The following is a 19,025-nucleotide window of genomic DNA, read 5'->3' as shown; positions in this document are numbered from 1 at the left end:
CGAGCCGTCATGACAGCTCCGCATTTCGATCCGTTCGCGCTCGGCGACGACCCGTTTCCGCATTTCGCCCGCATGCGTGCCGCCGGCGGCATTGCGCGCGGCGTCGCGCCCTATCCCGAACTGGCCGACGCGCATTATGTGTTCAGCCATGAGCTGGTGTCGGGCGCGCTGAAGCATCCCGCTCTTCTTCAGGCGCCGCCGGGTACATATGAAGAGGTCCGCCGCAAGCTCGTCGACCATGCGCCCATGGCTCTGCTCAGCCGCTCGGTGCTGCTCGCCGATCCGCCTCAGCATGGCGCCTTGCGCCGGCCGGTCGCTGGCTTTTTCTCACGGCCGGCCATCGAAGCGCTGACGCAAGGTCTTCGCGCGCTGAGCCACGAGCTGGTCGAGCGTGCGCTGGCGGATGGCCGCGTCGACGCCGTCGCCGGGCTCGCCGTGCCGGTGTCCTTCTGGCTGCTGCAGGAAATCCTCGGCATCGAGATCGAGGACCCTTGGGCGTTGAAATCGGTGACCCGCCGCATGGCCAGCGCATTCGACCTGCGAAGAGCGCAGCCGCCGGCAGCAAGCGCCGAGGCCTATCGCGAATGCCAGGCTTTTGTCGAGGAGCGGCTGGCTCGACAGGCCTACCGGCCGGACGGAATGGTTGCCGGCATGGTGCGGGAGGTTGCGCAAGGCCGCTGGTCGCGCGGGGACATGGTGGCCAACATCGTCTTCATGCTGTTTGCCGGACAGGAGACTGTCGTCGACGCTCTCGGTAACGCAATTGTTGCGTTGGATCGCTTTCCCGAACAGCGCGCGCTGCTCGAGCGCGGCGCTGTCGACTGGAGCAGCGCGGCGGCCGAACTGCTGCGCTATGGCGCCTCGGTGCAATACGCCGTCGCCCGCATCGCGGCGCAGGACATCGACCTCGGCGACGTCAGGATTGCGGCTGGCGAAGCGGTCGTGCCGGTGCTCGGCAGCGGCAATCGCGACCATGCCGTCTTCGCCGATGGCGACCGGCTGGACCTCACGCGCCCGCCAGCCATGTCGATGACCTTCGGCACCGGCCTGCATGTCTGCCTCGGGCAACATGTCGCCCGTATCGAGATCGCGGCGATGATAGAAGCCCTGTTCACCCGTGCGCCCGGATGGCGGCTCGATGCCGCAAATGCCGAGCGCCGCGCCACGATGTCGTTTCACGGCATGGCTACCGCGCCGCTGATCCTCGACCCCGCTGCGTGAAAAGCGGCCGCGTCTGAGCGATGACCGCCGGGTCGAGCGACCTGACGATTTCCGAAACCTTTGCCCGCAAGGCGCCCACCGTCGCATCGTCGAGCGGATCGAGAATATCGTTCTGATCTCTCGATACCCGGTACTCGTCCAGCGACGGCGCCTCGCTCGACGGCGTGAAGCCGCCGCCGCGGGCATGCTTGTCGGCCAGTTCCTGCCTCGATTTCACGGCATAGTGGCGGATCCAGCCGATCTTCCATTCCATCGGCATGGCCGCCGGGTGCTTGTCGAGCGTCATGCCGTCGACCAGCGTCCTGCGCAGCGAGATGCGGAAACCGTGCGGGTGCGGCATGAACTGCCCGGGATCCCGCAGCGCCTTGCGCAGCACCGAGGACACGCGGGCAAACGACTTCTTCCAGCGCGCGGTCGGGGCGTCATGCGTGCCGCGCCTTTGAAACCGCACCGTCACCAGTTCGTCGTCATAGGCCTCTTTGCCGTCGCTGCCGAAATTCACCCAGCGAAAGGCGACGCTGCGCACGCCCGGGCGGCTCAAAAGCGAGCGGACCAGTTCGGCTCCGCTCCAGGGCGGCCCGTCGAGCGGCTCGAGGAACTCGTCGGCGTCCATGAAGCCCAGATAGCGATAGCCGTGGAGCAATGCCTGCCAGTAAAGATAGGAATAGGCCCGCCGCTGCGGCAGCACCGTGTCGTGCCGCCAGTCGACGAGCCGGATCCAGCCGGCATCGCGCAACGCCTGGAGCACCGCCGACTGCGGGCCGGCGCTGCAGTTGTCGGCGATCATCAGGTCGAAGCCATGCAGCTTGTGCCAGGCGACCCACTCGATCACATAGGGCTGCTCCAGCTTCATGATCGCGCAGATCACCGGCCTGTTGACGGAAAACGGAATTCTCATCGCAACGCTTTCCCCGCGCCACCCGCTGCTGCTTGAGGCTCGACCTGCCGGAACGGGATCGCATCGCCATAAAATGCCGCAAGCTGCTCCGAAGAGCCCGTCCAGTCGCCCATGTCGAACTGGTGGAACCGATAGCGTGGGTCGTCAAGGGGCAGCAGGTCGATATCCGGCCTGATGCACCGGTCGAATATGCCGGCCACCGGCAGATGGATCGTCCGCGCCGAAGACAACCAACCGGCCAGCCAGGAGAAGCTGCTCACCCCCGTGACGAGATGGCTCGCCCGGCGCAGCGTCTCGAAATCGGTCAATGGCGACGCCTTCGGCGCGAAGACAGCATCGGGAAAACGCTGACGCAGGCGCCGGCAATAATCGTTGTCCTCATGGGTCTGGCCGACGAAGACCGGCTTGCGGCCGCTATCCTTGATGAGCGTCTCGAAGAAGCCGAATGGCATCGGGCAATAGTTGCGGTGGAAGCCGTCGAGGATGTCGCCGGCCCGCACATGGATGACGAGGAAATCGTCGCCATGGGTCGGCGCGGCGACGGCACGCCCGTCGAAAAGCCCGGAGACCTCGTCCCGGTCATAATAACCCAGCCGCTGCGCAAAGCCCTTGAAGCGGATGCTCCGCGCCCGCCTGTCGCGGAACGCGGCTATGATCCCGTCGAGGTCGTAGCGGTGATAGCCGTCGACCCGAAGCAGCCGGTATTTCCACAACAAAGGCGGCCGCACCCTGGCAATGGACCATTCCGGCAGGTCGGCGTCGCAGACATAGCCACCGGGGATACGCTTCGCCAGCACATGGCAAAACATGTACTGGAACATCTTGTTCGCCATGCCGCCAAACGGCTGCATCACGATGGGCACTTGCCGCATTGGACCCCTTTCGCCAAAGACGGTCATTGTTACCCGAGCTGCGCGGGCCGGTCGACTGGCCTCTGGCCAAGGGCGCATCATGATCGCCGCCGTCAAGCCACCCTCAGGGATAATGCGTCGGCTTTGGCGCGTAGATCTTTGGATCGAAGTCCAGATCCCTCGGCAAGGGCAGGCTTGAGCACTGCAAATGCACCTCGCGTGCGAGCAGACGGCGCCGCTGCTGCTCATGCTCCTTGATCGCCGCCACGAGACCCATGCTGTAGGGCCCCAGCACGACGCCGGCGGCCCATCCCGGATGCTCCTTCTCGCGCCGGTCGTAGTTCAAGGCATCCGTGCGGGCCTGCTGGCATTCCGGCGTCGCCCATTTCGGGTCTTGGGTCGAGAGCGAGGCTCCATACTGGACTGGAGACGATACGCACCCTGCCACCGTCGCGGTCAACGCGACGACCATTGCAATTCTCATCCGCAAGCCCCTCCTAATGTAGGACGCGACTACAAGACGATTCCAGCGGGAAAAAGGCAGCTTCAGGATGCGGATTTTGCAGGGCCGCTCACCCCAGCAGGTTGCGCGCCGTGCGCATGAAGATTTTCGAACCGATCGGGATCAGATCGTCGGGAAAATCATAATCGGGATTGTGCAGCGAAGGATGGCGCTCGCCGGCGCCGAGAAAGAACATGGCTGAGCTCGCCTTGTGGCCGAAAATGCCGAAATCTTCCGAGGCGCGCATCGGCAGGGCCTCTTCGCTGCGCGCGACACCTTCCTCGTCGAGCGCGCGGTTGAGATGTTCCACCGCGTCCGGCGCATTGACGCTGGCGACGAAGATTTCGTGATAGTCGCAGCGCACGGACAGGCGGTGCTCGGCCGCTATCCTGGCGGCCAGCGCTTCAGCAGCTGCTACCAGCTCCGCCATGCGCTCGTCACGCCTTGTGCGTAGCGTCGCCCAAACCTCGGCGTAGCCGGGCGCGATGCCGAACACGGCCTCGCCCATGGTAGCATGGGTGACGGTCACCATGCTGAAATCAGCATCGGCGAAAGTGCCGCGCCCCAGTGCCGGAAGCGCCGGCATCAGTTGGCTGATCGCCGGCATCGGCGACACGCCGGTTTCGGGCATGGAGGAATGCGCGGTCTTGCCCTCCAGCACGATGCGGATGCCGCGCGAGGCGCAGTTGACCACGCCGGGCTTGAGCCGCACCTCGCCGAACGGCACGCCCGGCAGATTGTGCAGCGAGAAGGCGAAGTCCGGCGCGATCTCGCCAAAGCGTGGATCGGCGACGACGCCGGCGGCACCATTGCCGGTCTCTTCCGCCGGCTGGAACATCAAGACGACGCGGCCGCGCGCCGGCCGTTCTCGTCCGAGCTGACGGCCGAGTGCGGCCAGGATCGCGGTGTGGCCGTCATGGCCGCACATATGCGATTTTCCCGGCACCTGCGAGGCATGCTCGACGCCCGAAAGCTCCTCGATCGGCAGCGCATCGATCTCCGAGCGGAACAGCACCGTCGGCCCCGCCTGGCCGCTGTCATAGACCGCCGCCACGCCATGACCGCCGAGGCCGGTCAGCACCTTGTCCGGCCCTGTATCGGCGAGGAAGCTGACGACTTCCTTGGCGGTCTGTTCTTCCTCGTTGGAGATTTCAGGCCGCTGGTGCAGCTTGCGGCGCCATGCCGTCAGCTCGATGATATCGCGATTGGTCAGGGTCATGGTTGGGGCTCCGCTTAGTGCTGTGGCTGCAAACTCAACATACAATGATCTGTAGATAGTCCGGCGAGGCAAGCCCCTGCATGATTGTGTCGCGGGTGATGATCGGAATTTTTCTTACTCGCGCCGTCGCGATCAGGTAGCAGTCGCCGGGATCCTTATGCCCCGTATCGGTCACCACGGTCGCTGCCTCGCAAGCGATACGTTGCTTGATCGGGATGATCTTAGATCCCGTTGCTGCCTATCTCGGCATAGGAACGCCGTCGAAATGGTTTTCCGAGGAAACATAAAGCTTGCCCGCAGTTTGGCTCTCGGCGATTGCGATGAGAGCTTCTTCCGAAAGCGTGCCTGCGGCCGTTACCAGCCAATAAAACGTATGCGTGTCGAGAAGCGCCCCTGGCAAGGATCAACTATCCCTGAGTTTGCGCACCTGGTGAGAGCCGCCTTTGAGGGCTTGATTAGCAATCGGCTTCGTAAGGTCCACACCCTTTTTCAGGGGCAACTGCGACGACTTCATCGAATCAGCACCGCGCACTTCAACGTAGCGGCCGCTGCGGGAATCGCGCACCACCCACTTGCCGGTCAGCTCCTGTTTGGTCTGTGCTTTTGTCATGAACCCAATATAGCGGCAAATTGTTATGGATGCGAGCGGTCTCGGCCTGTTGAAGCCAAAGCGATACCGTGACGGCGCATCAGAAAGTCGTCAATCTCATCTCCGACATCCGGTGGCTTCTCCTGAAAAGCGCCGCGTGCTCGCCTGTGCGACATCTTTCGCGATAATTGCTTCCATCCACCCGAAGGAACGGTTTCGGAGCAACAATGGCCAGGCGGTTTGCGTTTCTCTTGGTTCGCGACTTCACGCTGTCGCCGCTGTCGCTGTTCATCGACACGCTGCGGCTGGCCGGCGATGAGGGCGACCGCAGCCGCCGGATCGAGTTCGACTGGGAGATCGTCGGCGAGCGTGGCCTGCCCATCCGGGCGAGTTGCGGTGTCGAGTTGCTGCCGACCAAGGCGATCGGCAATCCGCAGGAGTTCGACAATGTCGTCGTGGTCGGTGGCCTGCTCGACACCAACCGCAGCCTCAGCTCCGAAAAGGAGGCCTTCCTGTTGCGGGCGGCCGAAAAGGGCGTGCCGCTGACGGCACTCTGCACCGGCAGCTTCGTGCTCGCGCGCTACGGTCTGCTCGATGGCTACAGTGCTGCCGTCAGCTGGTTTCACATCAAGGATTTCCGCAGCCAATTCCCTGATGTGAACGCCCATGCCGACAGCCTGTTTTCCGTCGATAGGGGCCGCTCGACCTGCGCCGGAGGCACGGGTGCGGCCGACCTTGCCGGCCATTTCGTGTCGCAGTTCATCGGCCGCAAGGCTGCGGAAAAAGCCGCCAAGATCCTCGTGCTCGACCGCATCCGCTCGAGCCTGGATGTGCAGCCCGTCGGCGATCTCTTTCCGGCCGCGTCGAGCCGAGCGGTGAAACGGGCGCTGCTTCTGATGGAAAGCAATCTCCAGGAGACGCTGTCGGTCGCCGAGATCGCGGGCCGGTTGCATTTATCCCGGCGCCAGCTTGAGCGGCTGTTCGGCGCCGAGCTCGGCATCGGCCCGATGGCCGCCTATCTTGCGCTGCGCGTACATCAGGCCAAGTCGCTGCTGGAGGGGAGCGACTTGGCAATCGGCGACATCGCCTACCGCTGCGGTTTTCCCAATGCCGGCCATTTCAGCCGTGTCTTCCGCCATCAGACCGGTATCACGCCGACCCATCTCAGGCATCCGAACCGAATGTCCGGTGTCTTTGCCGACGGCAAGGGGAGCGGTCCCTAAGCCTATATTGGGGCGTGCGATCTCGCCGTTGGTATGATAATATCATACCAACCTGATAGGAGGGATCCATGTCCGCCACCGAAAAACGCACCTTCAGCCTGCCGGCCGAGCAGGCTGCTTTCATCGACCAGCTCGTTCGGTCCGGCACATACGCGACCAGCAGTGAAGTGATCCGCGCCGGTCTTCGCGCATTGCAGGAACGCGACGCCGCTGTGGAGCGCTGGCTGCGTGAGGAGGTCGCGCCGACCTATGATAGGTGGAAGGCAGACCCCTCCCAGGCCATCCCGGCCGACAAGTCTTTTGACAGCATCCGCGCACATCACGCAGCTCGCCTCAAGGGGAACGTGTGAAGCGCCGGCATGTTGTCCTTTTGCCGGAAAGCCCAGACGGACCTGTTATGGATATACGATACGGTCGCTCACGCATCCGGCAACCTCACCGCCCTTCGCTACATCGAGCGGATCGAGCGATTTTGCCTGGGTCTCGACTATGCCTCGGAACGCGGAACCGTAAGGGATGATGTGCGGCCGGGGCTTCGCATCGTTGGCTTCGAGCGCCGCCTGACTGTGGCCTTCACCGTAGAAGGCGACCAGGTGGTGATTCTCAGGGTGTTCTACGGCGGCGTCAACTGGGAGGACGAGTTGGCGCCTATCGCTCCGTGAACGCCCGCGCGAACGAGTCCAGCATCGGCCGCGCCAGATATTCGAGGAAGGTTCGGTCGCCGGTACTGATAAACGCCTCGACCGGCGTTCCCGGGTAAAGCTGCTCGGCTTTCACGCCCTGCGGCAGCGTGTCGGTGATCTTCAGCCTGGCGCGGAAATACGCCTCATGCGTGGTTTCATCGATCAGCCGGTCGGCGGAAATTTGCGTCACCGTAGCCGGGACCTCAGGGGTGAGGCGCGCGTTCAGGGCGGACAGCCTGAGCTTCGCCGGCTGGCCGACGCGAACCAGATCCACGTCCTTCGGCCGCAGCTTCGCGTCGACGATGAGGCCCGACGCGGTCGGCAGGATCTCCATGATCTTCTGCCCCGGCGCAATCACGCTGCCTTTGGAGTTGTAGGTCGACGATACCACGATGCCGGCTGCCGGCGCCTTGATCGTCGTGCGCCCCAGCACCGCCTCGGCTGCGGTGATCTGTTCGCCGATGTCGGCCAGGCTGGTGCGGACCTCGTCGAGCTTGGTCAGCGCGTCCTCTACGCGTTGCGTCGTCGCCCGCTCGATCTGCGCCTGGGCTTCGACGATCTGCGTCTTGGTCGCTGCGATATCCGCCTCCAGCGCGCCGGCCTGGCCGACCAGATCGGCCTCGCTGCGCAGAAGCTGCGAATATTCGCTGCGGTTGGTGAGACCCTTGTCGAGCAGGCCGGTCTTGATGCCGAGTTCCTTCTTCACGATCTCGGCCTGTTGCTGGATGGCCAGTTTCTGCGCGTCCAGTCCCAGCGCCGACTCACGATGCATGGCGACGCGCTGCGCCAGGATCGACTGCTCGGAGCGGAACCGGGCGAGCCTGGCCTCGAACTCCTTCTGCTGTTCGTGCACCAGATTGTCGAAATCCCTCTGGAACGGCGCGGGTGCTGCTTCGGCGATCGGCGCCAGCCTGTCCGATCCGTCGCGCTCGGCCTCCAGCCGCGCGGCACTTGCCCTGAGCGCGATCGACTGTCTGGTCAGCCGGTTGAGGTCGGCCTCGGCCGCCGTGCGGTCGAGGAGGACCAGCGGTTCGCCTTGTTGCACGCGGTCGCCTTCATGCACCAGCAACTGCTCGATGATGCCGCCCTCGGGGTGCTGGATGAGGATGTTGCCGCCCGTTGCCGAGATCGTGCCGGAGGTGATCACCGCGCCGGAGAGCGGCGCGTTCGCCGCCCAATAGCCGAAGCAGCCGACGAAGAGCGCTATGGCCACGTAGCCGACGACGGCCATGCGGCGGAAGTCGGTGCGCGGTCGACCTTCGAAGGCGAGGCTCTGCTGCATCATCGTCTATGACCCGAAGCGGACGCTGTGCGGGCGCACGGTCGGCACGAACGAGCCTGTCACCACCGCGCTCCCGGCCTTGCCGGCCGCCGGTTGCCTCAGCACCTCGCTCGCAGGGCCGAAAGCTTCGACCATGCCGTTGCGCAGGACCATGACGCGGTCGCAGGCCGCGGCGATCGAAGGGCGATGCGTGATGACGACTGTCGTGACGCTTACACTTCGCGCGGCCGAAAGCATCCCTTCGAGCGCCGCCTCCCCACTGCCGTCGAGATGGGCGTTGGGCTCGTCCAGCACCAGCATGCGTGGCTTGCCGTAGAAGGCGCGCGCCAGCCCTATCCGCTGGCGCTCGCCGCCCGACAGCACGGTATGCGACGGGCCTATCATGGTCTGATAGCCGTCGCGCAGCGTGAGAATCAGCTCATGCGCCTCGGCGCGCCTGGCCGCTTCGACGATCGCGGCGTCATCGGCGTCGGGTTCGAAGCGGGCGACATTTTGCGCGATCGATCCCGGGAAAAGCTCCACCTCCTGCGCGAGATAGCCGATATGCCTGCCAAGCTGGGTTTCGCCCCAGCTCCTCAGGTCGGCGCCGTCGACCCTGACCGCGCCGCCGGTCGGCTGCAGCGCGCCCACAAGCAATTTCGCCAGCGTCGATTTGCCGGCCCCGCTCGGGCCGACGATCGCCACCGCTTCGCCGGCGCCGATGGCAAAATTCAACCGCTTGAGGATGGGCTCCGTGCCGAAAGCCGCAGTCGGCGCGATGAAGAACAGATCCTGCACCGAAATCGCGCCCAATGGATCGGGCAGTGCGAGCTTGCGCCCCTGCGCTGGTTGCGCCGCAAGGGCGGTGTCCAGCCGCTTCCAGCATCGCTTGGCGTCGACGATCTGCCGCCAGGATCCGATCAGCTGGTCGAGCGGCTGCAGCGCGCGCGACGACACCAGCGACGAAGCGAAGATCATGCCGGCGGTCATCTGCCCTTGTAGCACCAGCCACGCGCCGGCGCCGAGGATCGCCAGTTGCAGCATCATGCGCAGCGCCCGCGACGTCGCGCTGAAGATCGCATTGGCGCTTCCGGAACGGTCATGCAGGGTCAGCGCCTCAGCAACGTGCCGTCCCCAGACCGCGGCGGCATTTTGCACCATGCCCATGGCGCGCAGCGTGTCGGTGTTGCGGGCGAAGGCCTGCTCCGCCTGGCTGGCCACCGCCGAGCGTTCCGCCGACATGGCATCGTTCCTGCCGATGGCAAGCTGGTTGGCCACGACCAAGAGAAACAGCAGCACGGCGCCGGCGAGCGTCAGCCAGAACAGGACGGGATGGATGAAATAGAGCAAGGCCAGGAAGACGGGCGCAAACGGCAGGTCGAACAACACCGCCACGCCGCGCGACCTGATGAAGGCGCAAGTCGTGGCAAGGTCGTTCAGCGGCGACAGCCCGCTGCCGGCATGTCTGGCGCCAAGCGAGGCGGCGAATGTCCGCGCGCCCAGTTTCTGGTCGACGGTGGCCGCAACACGTTGCGCGTAGACGGCGCGGACCGCGTCCAGCAGGCCGAGGAAGGCGAGCGCGAGGACCGCCATGGCCGAGAGATAAAGCAGCGTCTCGACGCTGGAGGACGGCAACACCCGGTCATAGACCTGCAGCAGATAGAGCGGGATCACCAGGAGCAGGATGTTGATCAGCAACGAAAAGATGCCGATATCGGCGATGCCGCGCAGGAAAACCGGGCGCAGGCCGATGGCCGCATCGCTGAGTGGCGCGCGGTCCCGTGACATCTAGACGGCGTGCTCGGCTGTCGTGCTCAGATGACTCTGCTGCAAATCGTTCAGCGTATAGGCGTGGATATAGTCGATCTTCATTTGCGCGGGCGTCGCCAGATGGTCGGGCGGCGCGCCGGCTTGACCGCCGACCGCAAGGTCGACCAGCATATACATGGGCTTGTTCATATCGGACGGCGTCGCCGCTTCCGCGACCTGGACGCCATCATAGGTCCAGACCAGCTTGTCCGGCGTCCACAACAGGCCATAGGTGTGATAGCCGTCGGTGTTGGAGACATTCACCGTCGACCCGACCGTGGTGTGGGTTCCCGTCTCATTTGTGTGCGCGGTCATGAGAAGCGCATTCGGGTTCTGCCCATACATTTCGATCACGTCGAGTTCCGGGGGCCATGAACCGTCTTCGGGCAGAAGCCAGAAGGCCGGCCACGCGCCGGCATTTTCCGGGAGATCGGCCCGCATTTCGAAATAGCCATAGGTCTGCGAGAAGGTGTCATGCGTCGTCAGTATGCCGGAAGTGTATTCGTAATTGTTGATCAGCGGCTTGATGTCGTCGGGCGCATGCGCCGCGGTTATGGTGAGCACGCCGCTTGCGACGCTGAACGGATGGACCGAGCTGGTCGGCGCATAATTGGCGTCGATATACCATTGCAGCTCGCCGTTCTGGGGCTGCGAGCTGCCGTTCTGCGCCCCCCACCAGAAATTGGAATCCCAGATGCCGCTCTGGCCGTTCCACAGGCTCAGCGTGTTGAAATCGTCGTTGAACGACAGCGTCATGCCGGTCTTGTCGATCGGCAGCTCGAACTGGCCGGGCTGAAACTTGTCGATCGTGGTGTTGTGGAACACCAGCACCTCGCTCGAGCCGAGGTTCAGCTGCACGTTCGATCCCACCTGGACCATATTGGCGTGGACGGCCTCGAACGAGGTGAAGGCATAGCCGTTGAGGCGCACCGTGTCGGTCGCGCCGAAATCGGAGATCAGGTCGCTGCCATTGCCCTTGTTGATGATGAAGGTGTCGGCGCCGGCGCCGCCGATCAGGACGTCATTGCCCTTGCCGCCGTCCAGCGTCTGGCTGCCGGCGCCGCCCGTTATGATGTTGTCCTGACCATTGCCGAAGGCATAGTGGCCGTCTCCGGTGACGACGAGGTTCTCGAAATTCGCGGGCAGCTTGTAGCTCATCCAGGTATCGATCGTGTCGACGCCCGCGCCGTAGTTCTCGACCGCTTTGTTGATCGTCGAATAGAGATGGTAATAGTCGTCGCCCGCGCCGCCATACATGGTGACCTTGACGTTGGTGTCGCCCCAGAAGGAATCGTTGCCCGAGGTGCCGTAGCGGTAAGGCGCGCCTCCAGTCGCCGAGAACCAATGGGTGGAAGCGCCGGTATAGGGAAGTGGAATGCCTTTGGCGTTGAGGACTGTGGTCATTCCGACACTCCTTGCGCGTGCTGCCTTGGTCGTTCGACAACCTTCGAGCGACCATTTCGGATCAACTCTTAAATTGATCCGTCGTTCCAGGGAATCATTCTATAGTACACCAAGGAGATCGTCGCCCATCATTTAATAGATAATGCCGAAGGCGTTAAGCTGATCCTAATACAACTTTATAGGAGAGACTTACAATTTTAATAAATTGTGAGATCCGCGCCGAAAGGTTAGGCAACCTGTCAATGATTCATGCAATTTGACGCGACACGACCGCCTGCCTGAGGCGGCGACTCGAAGTCGCGGGCGGATGGCTGCCGGCAAAGGGCTCAAGAAAATTTGACAGGCTATGTCGGACCGGGTGAGGTTCACCCGTCCTTGGGGCATAGAACAACGAAACCACAAAGGATACCGAAGAGATGCCAAGCACCGTACGTTTGCACCGCGTTCTAACGACCAGCCCGGAGAAGGTCTACCGCGCATTCACAGAAGCCGACGCGCTGGCGAAATGGCTTCCGCCGAACGGCTTCACTTGCACCGTGCACAGCTTCGACGCGAAAGTCGGTGGCGCCTTCAAGATGTCGTTCCGAAACTTCACGACGGGCGGCAGCCATTCCTTCGGCGGCGAATATCTCGAACTCGTTCCCGGCGAGCGCCTGCGCTACACCGACAGGTTCGACGACCCCAATTTGCCCGGCCAGATCGAAGTGACCGTGCTCCTGAAGAAAGTGTCGGTCGGCACGGAACTCGACATCACGCAGGCCGGCATTCCGGACGTTATTCCGGCCGAAGCCTGCTATCTCGGCTGGCAGGAGTCGCTGCGCAATCTGGCAAAGCTCGTCGAACCCGAGATCAATCAGTAGAGCCCATCGGATCGGCGGCGCCGCCCAGCCAGTCCGCGCCGCCGACAATGCCGAGCCGAGGACTCATCCCTCACGGCCCGGTGCAGATCGGCAACGGTTGTGGCGGCGGTGGCGGGTTGTCCTTGGCGTATTGCGCGATGATCGGCTCAAGGCTCTTTCGCGGCCAGAATTTCGGCTTGCCGATCTCCTTCAGGCAGGACGCATTCCAATAGGCGCCCGATTTACCAACGGCGGTGATGTCGCGCGATTCCGGGTAGATATAGAGCGTCGTCGGATTGCCCTTCACCATCGAAATGATCTGGTCGGCGTCGGACGGCGACCAGCTGGTGCAGCCATTGCTGCGGCCGCCGGCATAATCCACCAGCTTGCCGTATGGCACGAAGCCGTCATGGTCGGCATAGGAGCTGTTCGGGTTCTTGCGCAGGCACATGCCGCGCAACAGCCGCGCCGCGTGGCCACCGATCACCCGCTGCCTGGCATTCGCCGTCTCCCCCTCACCGTCGAACTGGATGAAGGTGCGCAGCAGCGCCTGGTCCTTTTTTGCGCCGATGCGGTAAAAACCCTTGAATGAGATCTTTGCCTCGCCGGTCATATAGGCGCCACCGGTCGTCAAGGACGAGTCCAGGGCATTGCCGAAGTTTTTCGCGCAGCGTTTGCCGTTGGAGAAATCGACCACGCCTTTCAAATTGCGGCCGCCGCCATGGCCCGACGAGATCGCCCTGAACGACTGCTTGGCCTCGCAAATGACGTAGTAGCGCCGCCCTAGCACGCCATTGCCGAGATCGCCGGGGCGAGTCGCATCCATGGCGAAATAGCAGCCATTGTGGACCGCGCCTTGCGCGACCTTCTTCAGGTAAAGCGCGCGCGCCCGCTCCAGCACCACTTGCGAAATCTCGCCGTCGTCATTGCCGACATGGGCCTGCAGCCAGGCCGGTATATCGGAGGACGCGGCAAAAGACCGGGCAGACATCGTCAAGGCGATGCCGGCGACGGCGAGGAGGCCAAAGACAAAGACAGCCAGAGATTTCAACCGCACCGGACAACCCTCCCGCCCGAACCGTTCTGCGATTCTCGGAAACCCATCATAAATCGTCGCGCGCCGATCGGCGAAACACATCTTGTTCAGAACCGCGCAAGCAAGTCAGGTAGCTGCCTGTTCGCCTTTCACAGCGCCAGGCTGCCCTGTTCCGCCTCCGCGGCATTGGGGTCGCCCGGCGCCGTCGCCCAGGCGAGCTCGACCAGCGTCACCGTGCGGCGGCCGGTGCCGTCGAGCTGGCAGACGATGAGGCCCTGCTCCTCGATATAGGTGAGCAGCCGCCGGGCGCGCCGCAGCGAATGCGAGCCGTAGGCGCGCGCGATCGCCGCGTCGCTCGGGCACGGCCAGCCCTCCTTGGCGGCGCGGGCGATCATCATGAACACGCCCTGCATGTCCTCGGGCAGCAGCGAGGCGCGCACGGAAACGTCCTGCCAGGCGTCATCTCCTGCCATGTCGGCGCCGAGCCCGGCGCGGGCACGCGTCAGCATGCGACGGAATTCTGAGAGGTCCGGCACCACCGAAGCGAGGCCTTCGATGCGGCAGCGGACGACGAACTCCTGATAAAGCACGCCGATGACGCGGAAACCCGCATCGGGCTGCGCCAGGATGGCGCGCAGGACACGGTGCACCCGCTCTCGCCGCTCGGCCATATCCTCGGCGCTTACCGCCGGTTCCGCAGGTTCCGGGCGGATCTCCATCGCCGCTGATTTGGCCGCCATCAGCTGGTCGAGCAGCTCCGGCGACGCCATCCGGCGCGGCGCGCGCATCGTCTCGGGCGGCGGCGCCGCCAGGATGATGGCGCGCGCGTCTTCAAGCGCTGTTTCCGGCATTGCCATCAGCCGCGGCGTACCGTTGCGCGGGCTGGTCTCGGTCTGGCCGATGCGCACGCCCAGCGGACGGCGCGACAGCGCTGGGCCCAACGCCATGAAGTGCCCGCGCTCCAGGTCTCGAAACGCCTCGGCCTGACGCCGTTCCATGCCCAGAAGGTCGGCGGCGCGCGCCATGTCGATATCGAGGAAGGTACGGCCCATGAGGAAATTGGACGCCTCCGCCGCGACATTCTTGGCGAGCTTTGCCAGCCGCTGCGTGGCGATGATGCCGGCAAGGCCGCGCTTGCGGCCGCGGCACATCAAATTGGTCATGGCGCCGAGCGAGAGCTTTCGCGCCTCGTCGGACACTTCGCCGGCCACGGCGGGCGCGAACAGCTGCGCTTCGTCGACCACCACCAGCATCGGATACCAATGCTCGCGGGCAACCTCGAACAACCCGCCGAGAAAGGCAGCGGCGCGCCGCATCTGGTTCTCGGCATCGAGCCCTTCGAGATTGAGCACCGTGGAGACGCGGTGGATGCGCGCCCGCTCGCCGGCTGCTTGCAGGCCACGCTCCGTATGCTCCTCGGCATCGATGACCAGATGGCCGTAATGGTCGCCCAGCGAGACGAAATCGCCTTCCGGGTCGATGATGGTCTGCTGCACCCAGGGCGCGCTCTGCTCCAGGAGCCGGCGCAAAAGGTGCGATTTGCCGGAGCCGGAATTGCCCTGCACCAGAAGCCGGGTGGCCAGCAGCTCCTCAAGGTCGAGCGCCGCCGACGCACCCGCCGTCGTCTGTCCCATCTCGATGGCTACGGTCATGTCACGACTCTCCTTGCGGACAGGGCTTATCAACCCGGCCGCGAGCCGTCGAGCGCGCCATGGCAACTCGCCCGCTGTTCCACACCTATGCTGCCAAAGCGCCACACATCAGCCCATCTGCCCAAAGGGAAGGCACATCAAGCGGAGTTGACCGGCGGCAGAAGCGGCGCTTCCAGCCCGTCGAAGGGATCGCGCCAGGCATCGATGGCTTCGAGCCGGCGATACCAACCCAGAACAGAGGGATAGTCCGCCAGCGGCAGGCCGGCTGCATCGTTGAACGGCAAAAACGTCGCCATGCGGAAATCGGCATAGGAAAGCGACTTGCCCACAAGCCATGGCCGCTTGGCGAGCTCCGCCTCGAGAATCGCTGCCGCGATGCGGAACTCCGCCAGCCCCTCCTCGACCTTGCCCTGGTCGACAGGCCCAATCCCGTAGCGCTGCTTGGTTCCGCGCTCGAAATGCACGGTGTCGCAGGCCCGCACGAAATTTTCCTTGCCCCAGCTCAGCCAGCGGATCATGTCGGGTTGGTCGCCGCCGCCGCGCCAGAAATCCGAACCCGCTTCGCGCGACAGAAGGCAGGCTATGGCGTCGGCTTCCCACAGGCTGCCGCCCGTCCATGCCAATATCGGCAGGGTAAGATTGGGATTGAGCTGACGAAACCGCTCAGCCTGCCCGGGCGCCATGGGTGCCGCGAACTCACACTCGACCTTGGCCTGCAGATGACGTGCCGTTGCTACCGCAAGGCGCGGATTGGGATTGCGGCTGAAGTACAGTTTCATGTCGTGTCCTGGACGCTGTGGGCTCGATCCTATCAAACACGCAAACGTGCCCTCTCGGCAATCTGGTCGGACCACGATTCCGCTGGCACACGCCGTCGTTCGGCGTATTATTTCCTTCGGGAGAGGGTTCTTGGCAGGAGGAAGCCATGAACGTAGTGCCGAGCGTACCTGTCATCGACGTGACAACCCAGAACCTTGTTTCCTCTGCGCTTTCCAGATTCCGCGCCGGCGATACCGTCTCGACCAGGGCGGCGCTCGACGCCATCCGCCGCATGGATCCAACCTGTGTCGACAGCGACGACGATCTCGTCGAACTCGTCGTCATGGCGGCAATTGGTAAGACCATGGCGGTTGTGTTCGACCACCGCTCCCGCTAGCCCTGTTGGACGAACCTGTCCCGTTCAACTCGCTTGAGCTCGAGTGGGTTCGGTTGGCGAGCTTTTACAGCTGCAGCCCGGAAGCGGACGTCTTCGTGCGCGAAGGCCGGCAATAGCATCAGCGGGTAAACCTCAGTTCCCCAAGGGATGCGGCATGTAGCCGACGAAGCCGCCGATCTTCCAGTGGCCCGCCACCTTCCTGCAGAAATACAGCGTCTGCCATTTCAGCTTGTCGACGCTGCCATCGGCCTTGGCCACCGAGCCGTTGAACTTCTTGTGCAGCACGGCGCGGTCGCCATCGACATCGATGTCGCGCATGTTGGTGACGCGAAACAGCGCCTCGCGCAGCGGCTCGGCGAATCTGGTCGTCGCCGTCTCCTTGGCCTGGCGCAGCCATTCGTCGCGATAGACGGCAAGGCTCGGGAATTGCAGACGCCAAGCGTCGGCATCGCTGAGGAAATGCGCATGCATGCCGAAGAAGCTGTCGGCGAGGAAATCATCCTCGACCATCGACCAGTCCTGACCGATAAAGGCGTCGATGTCGCGCCGCACCAACATTTCCCAGAGCGCGTGGCGATCGGCATCGCCCTCTGGAAACGGGTTCTTGTCGAAGGTCATTGAAATCTCCTGTCGGGAAAATGCGACGCGCAAGATGCTGGCGAGCCTGCGATAAAGCAACACGCGTTTGGAAAAATGCTGCTTTCCAAAAAGCCCCCTATGAGGATCACCGGGACAGGCGTAGAGCGGTCGTCGAAAACGGGGCGCGGCCCGCCATTCTGAACAGGAGTTTCCTTTGCCCAACGAGTGTTTTGGAACATCCCACGTGCCGCTGTCGCCGGCCGTGCGCGCCGGGGATTTCGTCTACATCTCAGGTCAGGTGCCGGTCGACGGCGACCGCATTGTGGTCAAGGGCGGCATTACCGAGCAGACCGAGCAGGTGCTGCAGAATGTGAAGGCAGCACTCGCGCTGGCCGGCTGCACCATGGACGATGTCGTCAAGACCACGGTCTGGCTCGAGGACGCGCGCGACTTCGGCGCCTTCAATGCCGTCTATGCCAAGCACTTCCCGAAGAATCCGCCGGCCCGCACCACGGTCGAATCGCGGCTGATGATCGATATCAAGATCGAGGTCGAAGCCGTCGCCTACCGGCCGGTTTGACCAGTCGGGGCATGATCTCGAAAAGTGGAAACCGGTTTTCTCGGACAAACGGAAACCGTTTTGTCCAGAGATCATGCCCCAAAACGAAGAGAGGCGGGCGCCGATGCAGTTCGATCTCCTGATCAAGGGCGGCCGCCTGATCGATCCGGCCTCGGGCCTGGACGCGCCGCGCGATGTCGCCGTTGCGGGCCGACGCATCGTGGCCATCGAGGCGGCGATCGATGCCGAGCACGCCACCAAGATAGTCGATGCTCGTGATTGCATCGTCACACCCGGCCTCATCGACCTGCACAGCCATGTCTACTGGGGCGGCACCTCGCTTGGCGTCGACGCCGACCGGCTGGCGGCCAAGAGCGGCACCACCACCTTCATCGATGCCGGCAGCGCCGGCGCCGGCAATTTTCTGGGGTTTCGCCGCCATGTCATCGAGCGCTCGAAGGTGCGCATCCTGGCCTATGTCAACATCTCCTTTGCCGGCATATTCGGCTTTTCGCAGACGGTCTCCGTCGGCGAATGCAGCGATCTGAGGCTGTGCGAGCCGCGCGAGACGGTGGCGGCGGTACGCGAGCACGCCGACATCGTCGTCGGCGTAAAAGTGCGCTCCGGCAAGCATGCCGGCGGCGCCAGCGGCATCGCGCCGGTCGATCTCGCGCTGGAAGCCGCCGACCAGGCCGGCCTGCCGCTGATGGCGCATATTGACGAGCCGCCGCCCGGCCGCTCCGAAGTGCTGCCGCGGCTGCGCCGCGGCGACATCCTCACCCATTGTTTTCGGCCATTCCCCAATGCGCCGGTGTTCGCCTCCGGCGCGGTCCGGCCGGACATGCGGCTGGCCCGCGAACGCGGTGTCATCTTCGACATTGGCCACGGCATGGGATCGTTCGACTTCGCCGTGGCGAAAGCGATGCTGGCCGAGGGCCTCGCGCCCGATGTCATCTCCAGCGACGTGCATCTCTATTGCGTTGACGGTCCCGCCTTCGACATCCTCGTCTGCATGTCGAAGCTGATGGCGCTGGGCATGCCGCTGGTCGAGGTGCTTCGCGCCGCCACGCAAAGGCCAGCCGAGGCGATCGCCAGGCCGGAGCTTGGGACGCTGAAAGTTGGCGGTGTCGGCGATGTCGCGGTGCTGAGACTGCGCCCCGGGCGCTTTACCTTCGTCGATGCGGTCGGTGCGGCGCTGATCGCGGATCAGCGGCTCACATCGGACGGCATCGTCGTGGGTGGTGTCTGGTGGCCGAACGAAGCCGCCGACCACAACGAGACCGAGCGCTTCGAGGCCCACACGCACCATACGCATGTCGAGGTCGCGGCACGGCATTTCGGGCGTAGGCACGATTAGCTGGTCTCCCCTTCATGGGAGATGGCCTGTCTTTCGGCGGCGCGTTTGAGGACCGCCTTCCCCCACTCCGTCTCGGCTTCGCCGTGTCCAGCCGATAGATGGGTAACACTTTGAACCGGATACATAGGTGACACTTCTCTCCCCCTATGCGTCCGCCGCAGCGCCAAGCGGATTGGTTGGCGCGGCG

At 64.0% G+C, this 19,025-nt stretch carries 21 protein-coding genes; 8 read left to right on the top strand and 13 right to left on the bottom strand.

Features of this window, described 5'->3' with window-relative positions:
- Positions 1–9 precede the first annotated feature (9 nt).
- Positions 10–1,221, top strand: coding sequence for a cytochrome P450 (locus NKI64_RS04485; RefSeq protein ID WP_023698637.1), 1,212 nt, complete (start codon positions 10–12; stop codon positions 1,219–1,221).
- Here NKI64_RS04485 and NKI64_RS04480 read toward each other — a convergent pair.
- The 6 genes from NKI64_RS04480 to NKI64_RS04455 form a co-directional block, all read right to left on the bottom strand.
- Positions 1,187–2,119 carry a glycosyltransferase family protein gene (locus NKI64_RS04480; protein ID WP_023698638.1) on the bottom strand — a complete coding sequence of 311 codons (933 nt, stop codon included), beginning with the start codon at positions 2,117–2,119 and terminating at the stop codon, positions 1,187–1,189. The two genes, NKI64_RS04485 and NKI64_RS04480, sit on opposite strands and share 35 nt — an antisense overlap.
- Entirely contained in the window at positions 2,116–2,991 is an 876-nt protein-coding gene (locus NKI64_RS04475) for an alpha-1,2-fucosyltransferase (protein ID WP_023698639.1), read from the bottom strand. The genes NKI64_RS04480 and NKI64_RS04475 overlap by 4 nt, the downstream gene beginning before the upstream one ends.
- 103 nt (positions 2,992–3,094) lie before the next feature.
- Positions 3,095–3,454, bottom strand: coding sequence for a protein kinase family protein (locus tag NKI64_RS04470; RefSeq protein WP_031355732.1), 360 nt, complete (start codon positions 3,452–3,454; stop codon positions 3,095–3,097).
- An 88-nt stretch (positions 3,455–3,542) separates the two neighbouring features.
- A complete protein-coding gene (locus NKI64_RS04465) occupies positions 3,543–4,691 on the bottom strand; it encodes an amidohydrolase (protein ID WP_023698641.1) in 1,149 nt (382 codons plus the stop codon).
- A gap of 34 nt (positions 4,692–4,725) precedes the next feature.
- Positions 4,726–4,908 carry a PIN domain-containing protein gene (locus tag NKI64_RS04460; RefSeq protein WP_352667376.1) on the bottom strand — a complete coding sequence of 61 codons (183 nt, stop codon included), beginning with the start codon at positions 4,906–4,908 and terminating at the stop codon, positions 4,726–4,728.
- A gap of 186 nt (positions 4,909–5,094) precedes the next feature.
- The gene (locus tag NKI64_RS04455; RefSeq protein ID WP_352666644.1) at positions 5,095–5,301 is read right to left on the bottom strand and encodes a hypothetical protein; all 207 of its coding nucleotides are present in this window, start codon (positions 5,299–5,301) and stop codon (positions 5,095–5,097) included.
- A 206-nt stretch (positions 5,302–5,507) separates the two neighbouring features.
- Here NKI64_RS04455 and NKI64_RS04450 point away from each other — a divergent pair, with 206 nt between their 5' ends.
- From NKI64_RS04450 to NKI64_RS04440, 3 genes are all read left to right on the top strand, one after another.
- Complete coding sequence (locus NKI64_RS04450) at positions 5,508–6,503, top strand: GlxA family transcriptional regulator (protein WP_023728507.1); 996 nt, start codon at positions 5,508–5,510, stop codon at positions 6,501–6,503.
- Between the two features lie 68 nt (positions 6,504–6,571).
- Positions 6,572–6,853, top strand: coding sequence for a type II toxin-antitoxin system ParD family antitoxin (locus NKI64_RS04445; protein WP_023669694.1), 282 nt, complete (start codon positions 6,572–6,574; stop codon positions 6,851–6,853).
- A 9-nt stretch (positions 6,854–6,862) separates the two neighbouring features.
- Complete coding sequence (locus NKI64_RS04440) at positions 6,863–7,165, top strand: type II toxin-antitoxin system RelE/ParE family toxin (RefSeq protein WP_031196911.1); 303 nt, start codon at positions 6,863–6,865, stop codon at positions 7,163–7,165.
- Here NKI64_RS04440 and NKI64_RS04435 read toward each other — a convergent pair.
- Genes NKI64_RS04435 through eglC form a run of 3 tightly spaced genes read right to left on the bottom strand, consistent with a single transcriptional unit; the run spans position 7,152 to position 11,660 of the window.
- Complete coding sequence (locus NKI64_RS04435; RefSeq protein ID WP_023686534.1) at positions 7,152–8,471, bottom strand: HlyD family type I secretion periplasmic adaptor subunit; 1,320 nt, start codon at positions 8,469–8,471, stop codon at positions 7,152–7,154. The two genes, NKI64_RS04440 and NKI64_RS04435, sit on opposite strands and share 14 nt — an antisense overlap.
- A 3-nt stretch (positions 8,472–8,474) precedes the next feature.
- Positions 8,475–10,235 (bottom strand): type I secretion system permease/ATPase, encoded by a 1,761-nt coding sequence (locus NKI64_RS04430; protein ID WP_023726478.1) that lies wholly within the window; start codon positions 10,233–10,235, stop codon positions 8,475–8,477.
- Positions 10,236–11,660, bottom strand: a complete 1,425-nt coding sequence (gene eglC / locus NKI64_RS04425) for an endo-1,3-1,4-beta-glycanase EglC (RefSeq protein WP_023747055.1) — start codon at positions 11,658–11,660, stop codon at positions 10,236–10,238. It lies immediately after the preceding gene.
- Positions 11,661–12,076: 416 nt separating this feature from the next.
- Here eglC and NKI64_RS04420 point away from each other — a divergent pair, with 416 nt between their 5' ends.
- Positions 12,077–12,520 carry an SRPBCC family protein gene (locus NKI64_RS04420; protein WP_023683102.1) on the top strand — a complete coding sequence of 148 codons (444 nt, stop codon included), beginning with the start codon at positions 12,077–12,079 and terminating at the stop codon, positions 12,518–12,520.
- A gap of 70 nt (positions 12,521–12,590) precedes the next feature.
- On the opposite strand, the gene NKI64_RS04415 is transcribed toward NKI64_RS04420, so the two are convergent.
- The 3 genes from NKI64_RS04415 to NKI64_RS04405 form a co-directional block, all read right to left on the bottom strand.
- Positions 12,591–13,556, bottom strand: coding sequence for a hypothetical protein (locus tag NKI64_RS04415; RefSeq protein WP_023683101.1), 966 nt, complete (start codon positions 13,554–13,556; stop codon positions 12,591–12,593).
- A gap of 128 nt (positions 13,557–13,684) precedes the next feature.
- Complete coding sequence (locus NKI64_RS04410) at positions 13,685–15,187, bottom strand: helicase HerA domain-containing protein (RefSeq protein ID WP_352666639.1); 1,503 nt, start codon at positions 15,185–15,187, stop codon at positions 13,685–13,687.
- Between the two features lie 137 nt (positions 15,188–15,324).
- Positions 15,325–15,966: a glutathione S-transferase family protein gene (locus NKI64_RS04405; RefSeq protein ID WP_023754275.1), complete on the bottom strand. Its 642-nt coding sequence runs from the start codon at positions 15,964–15,966 to the stop codon at positions 15,325–15,327.
- A 146-nt stretch (positions 15,967–16,112) separates the two neighbouring features.
- On the opposite strand from NKI64_RS04405, the gene NKI64_RS04400 reads away from it, so the two are divergent.
- Positions 16,113–16,343, top strand: a complete 231-nt coding sequence (locus tag NKI64_RS04400; RefSeq protein WP_023669703.1) for a hypothetical protein — start codon at positions 16,113–16,115, stop codon at positions 16,341–16,343.
- 132 nt (positions 16,344–16,475) lie between these two features.
- Here the strand turns inward: NKI64_RS04400 and NKI64_RS04395 are convergent, their stop codons facing one another.
- Positions 16,476–16,961, bottom strand: a complete 486-nt coding sequence (locus NKI64_RS04395; RefSeq protein WP_023710833.1) for a hypothetical protein — start codon at positions 16,959–16,961, stop codon at positions 16,476–16,478.
- Between the two features lie 175 nt (positions 16,962–17,136).
- Between NKI64_RS04395 and NKI64_RS04390 the strand changes: the two genes are divergently transcribed.
- A complete protein-coding gene (locus NKI64_RS04390) occupies positions 17,137–17,502 on the top strand; it encodes a RidA family protein (protein WP_352666636.1) in 366 nt (121 codons plus the stop codon).
- Positions 17,503–17,605: 103 nt separating this feature from the next.
- Positions 17,606–18,838 carry an amidohydrolase/deacetylase family metallohydrolase gene (locus tag NKI64_RS04385; RefSeq protein ID WP_352666633.1) on the top strand — a complete coding sequence of 411 codons (1,233 nt, stop codon included), beginning with the start codon at positions 17,606–17,608 and terminating at the stop codon, positions 18,836–18,838.
- The last annotated feature ends 187 nt before the right edge of the window (positions 18,839–19,025 follow it).

This window comes from Mesorhizobium sp. M0478, from assembly GCF_040321305.1.
Lineage (GTDB): Bacteria > Pseudomonadota > Alphaproteobacteria > Rhizobiales > Rhizobiaceae > Mesorhizobium.
Note: the sequence above shows the minus strand (reverse complement) of the source record. Positions and strands in the feature narration are given on the sequence as shown.

Excerpts from the sequence above, each read along its gene's own strand:
- NKI64_RS04485 (WP_023698637.1), top strand. The coding sequence starts at position 10 with ATGACAGCTCCGCATTTCGATCCGTTCGCGCTCGGCGACGACCCGTTT.
- NKI64_RS04480 (WP_023698638.1), bottom strand. The coding sequence starts at position 2,119 with ATGAGAATTCCGTTTTCCGTCAACAGGCCGGTGATCTGCGCGATCATG.
- NKI64_RS04475 (WP_023698639.1), bottom strand. The coding sequence starts at position 2,991 with ATGCGGCAAGTGCCCATCGTGATGCAGCCGTTTGGCGGCATGGCGAAC.
- NKI64_RS04470 (WP_031355732.1), bottom strand. The coding sequence starts at position 3,454 with ATGAGAATTGCAATGGTCGTCGCGTTGACCGCGACGGTGGCAGGGTGC.
- NKI64_RS04465 (WP_023698641.1), bottom strand. The coding sequence starts at position 4,691 with ATGACCCTGACCAATCGCGATATCATCGAGCTGACGGCATGGCGCCGC.
- NKI64_RS04455 (WP_352666644.1), bottom strand. The coding sequence starts at position 5,301 with ATGACAAAAGCACAGACCAAACAGGAGCTGACCGGCAAGTGGGTGGTG.
- NKI64_RS04450 (WP_023728507.1), top strand. The coding sequence starts at position 5,508 with ATGGCCAGGCGGTTTGCGTTTCTCTTGGTTCGCGACTTCACGCTGTCG.
- NKI64_RS04445 (WP_023669694.1), top strand. The coding sequence starts at position 6,572 with ATGTCCGCCACCGAAAAACGCACCTTCAGCCTGCCGGCCGAGCAGGCT.
- NKI64_RS04440 (WP_031196911.1), top strand. The coding sequence starts at position 6,863 with ATGTTGTCCTTTTGCCGGAAAGCCCAGACGGACCTGTTATGGATATAC.
- NKI64_RS04435 (WP_023686534.1), bottom strand. The coding sequence starts at position 8,471 with ATGATGCAGCAGAGCCTCGCCTTCGAAGGTCGACCGCGCACCGACTTC.
- NKI64_RS04430 (WP_023726478.1), bottom strand. The coding sequence starts at position 10,235 with ATGTCACGGGACCGCGCGCCACTCAGCGATGCGGCCATCGGCCTGCGC.
- eglC (WP_023747055.1), bottom strand. The coding sequence starts at position 11,660 with ATGACCACAGTCCTCAACGCCAAAGGCATTCCACTTCCCTATACCGGC.
- NKI64_RS04420 (WP_023683102.1), top strand. The coding sequence starts at position 12,077 with ATGCCAAGCACCGTACGTTTGCACCGCGTTCTAACGACCAGCCCGGAG.
- NKI64_RS04410 (WP_352666639.1), bottom strand. The coding sequence starts at position 15,187 with ATGACCGTAGCCATCGAGATGGGACAGACGACGGCGGGTGCGTCGGCG.
- NKI64_RS04405 (WP_023754275.1), bottom strand. The coding sequence starts at position 15,966 with ATGAAACTGTACTTCAGCCGCAATCCCAATCCGCGCCTTGCGGTAGCA.
- NKI64_RS04400 (WP_023669703.1), top strand. The coding sequence starts at position 16,113 with ATGAACGTAGTGCCGAGCGTACCTGTCATCGACGTGACAACCCAGAAC.
- NKI64_RS04395 (WP_023710833.1), bottom strand. The coding sequence starts at position 16,961 with ATGACCTTCGACAAGAACCCGTTTCCAGAGGGCGATGCCGATCGCCAC.
- NKI64_RS04385 (WP_352666633.1), top strand. The coding sequence starts at position 17,606 with ATGCAGTTCGATCTCCTGATCAAGGGCGGCCGCCTGATCGATCCGGCC.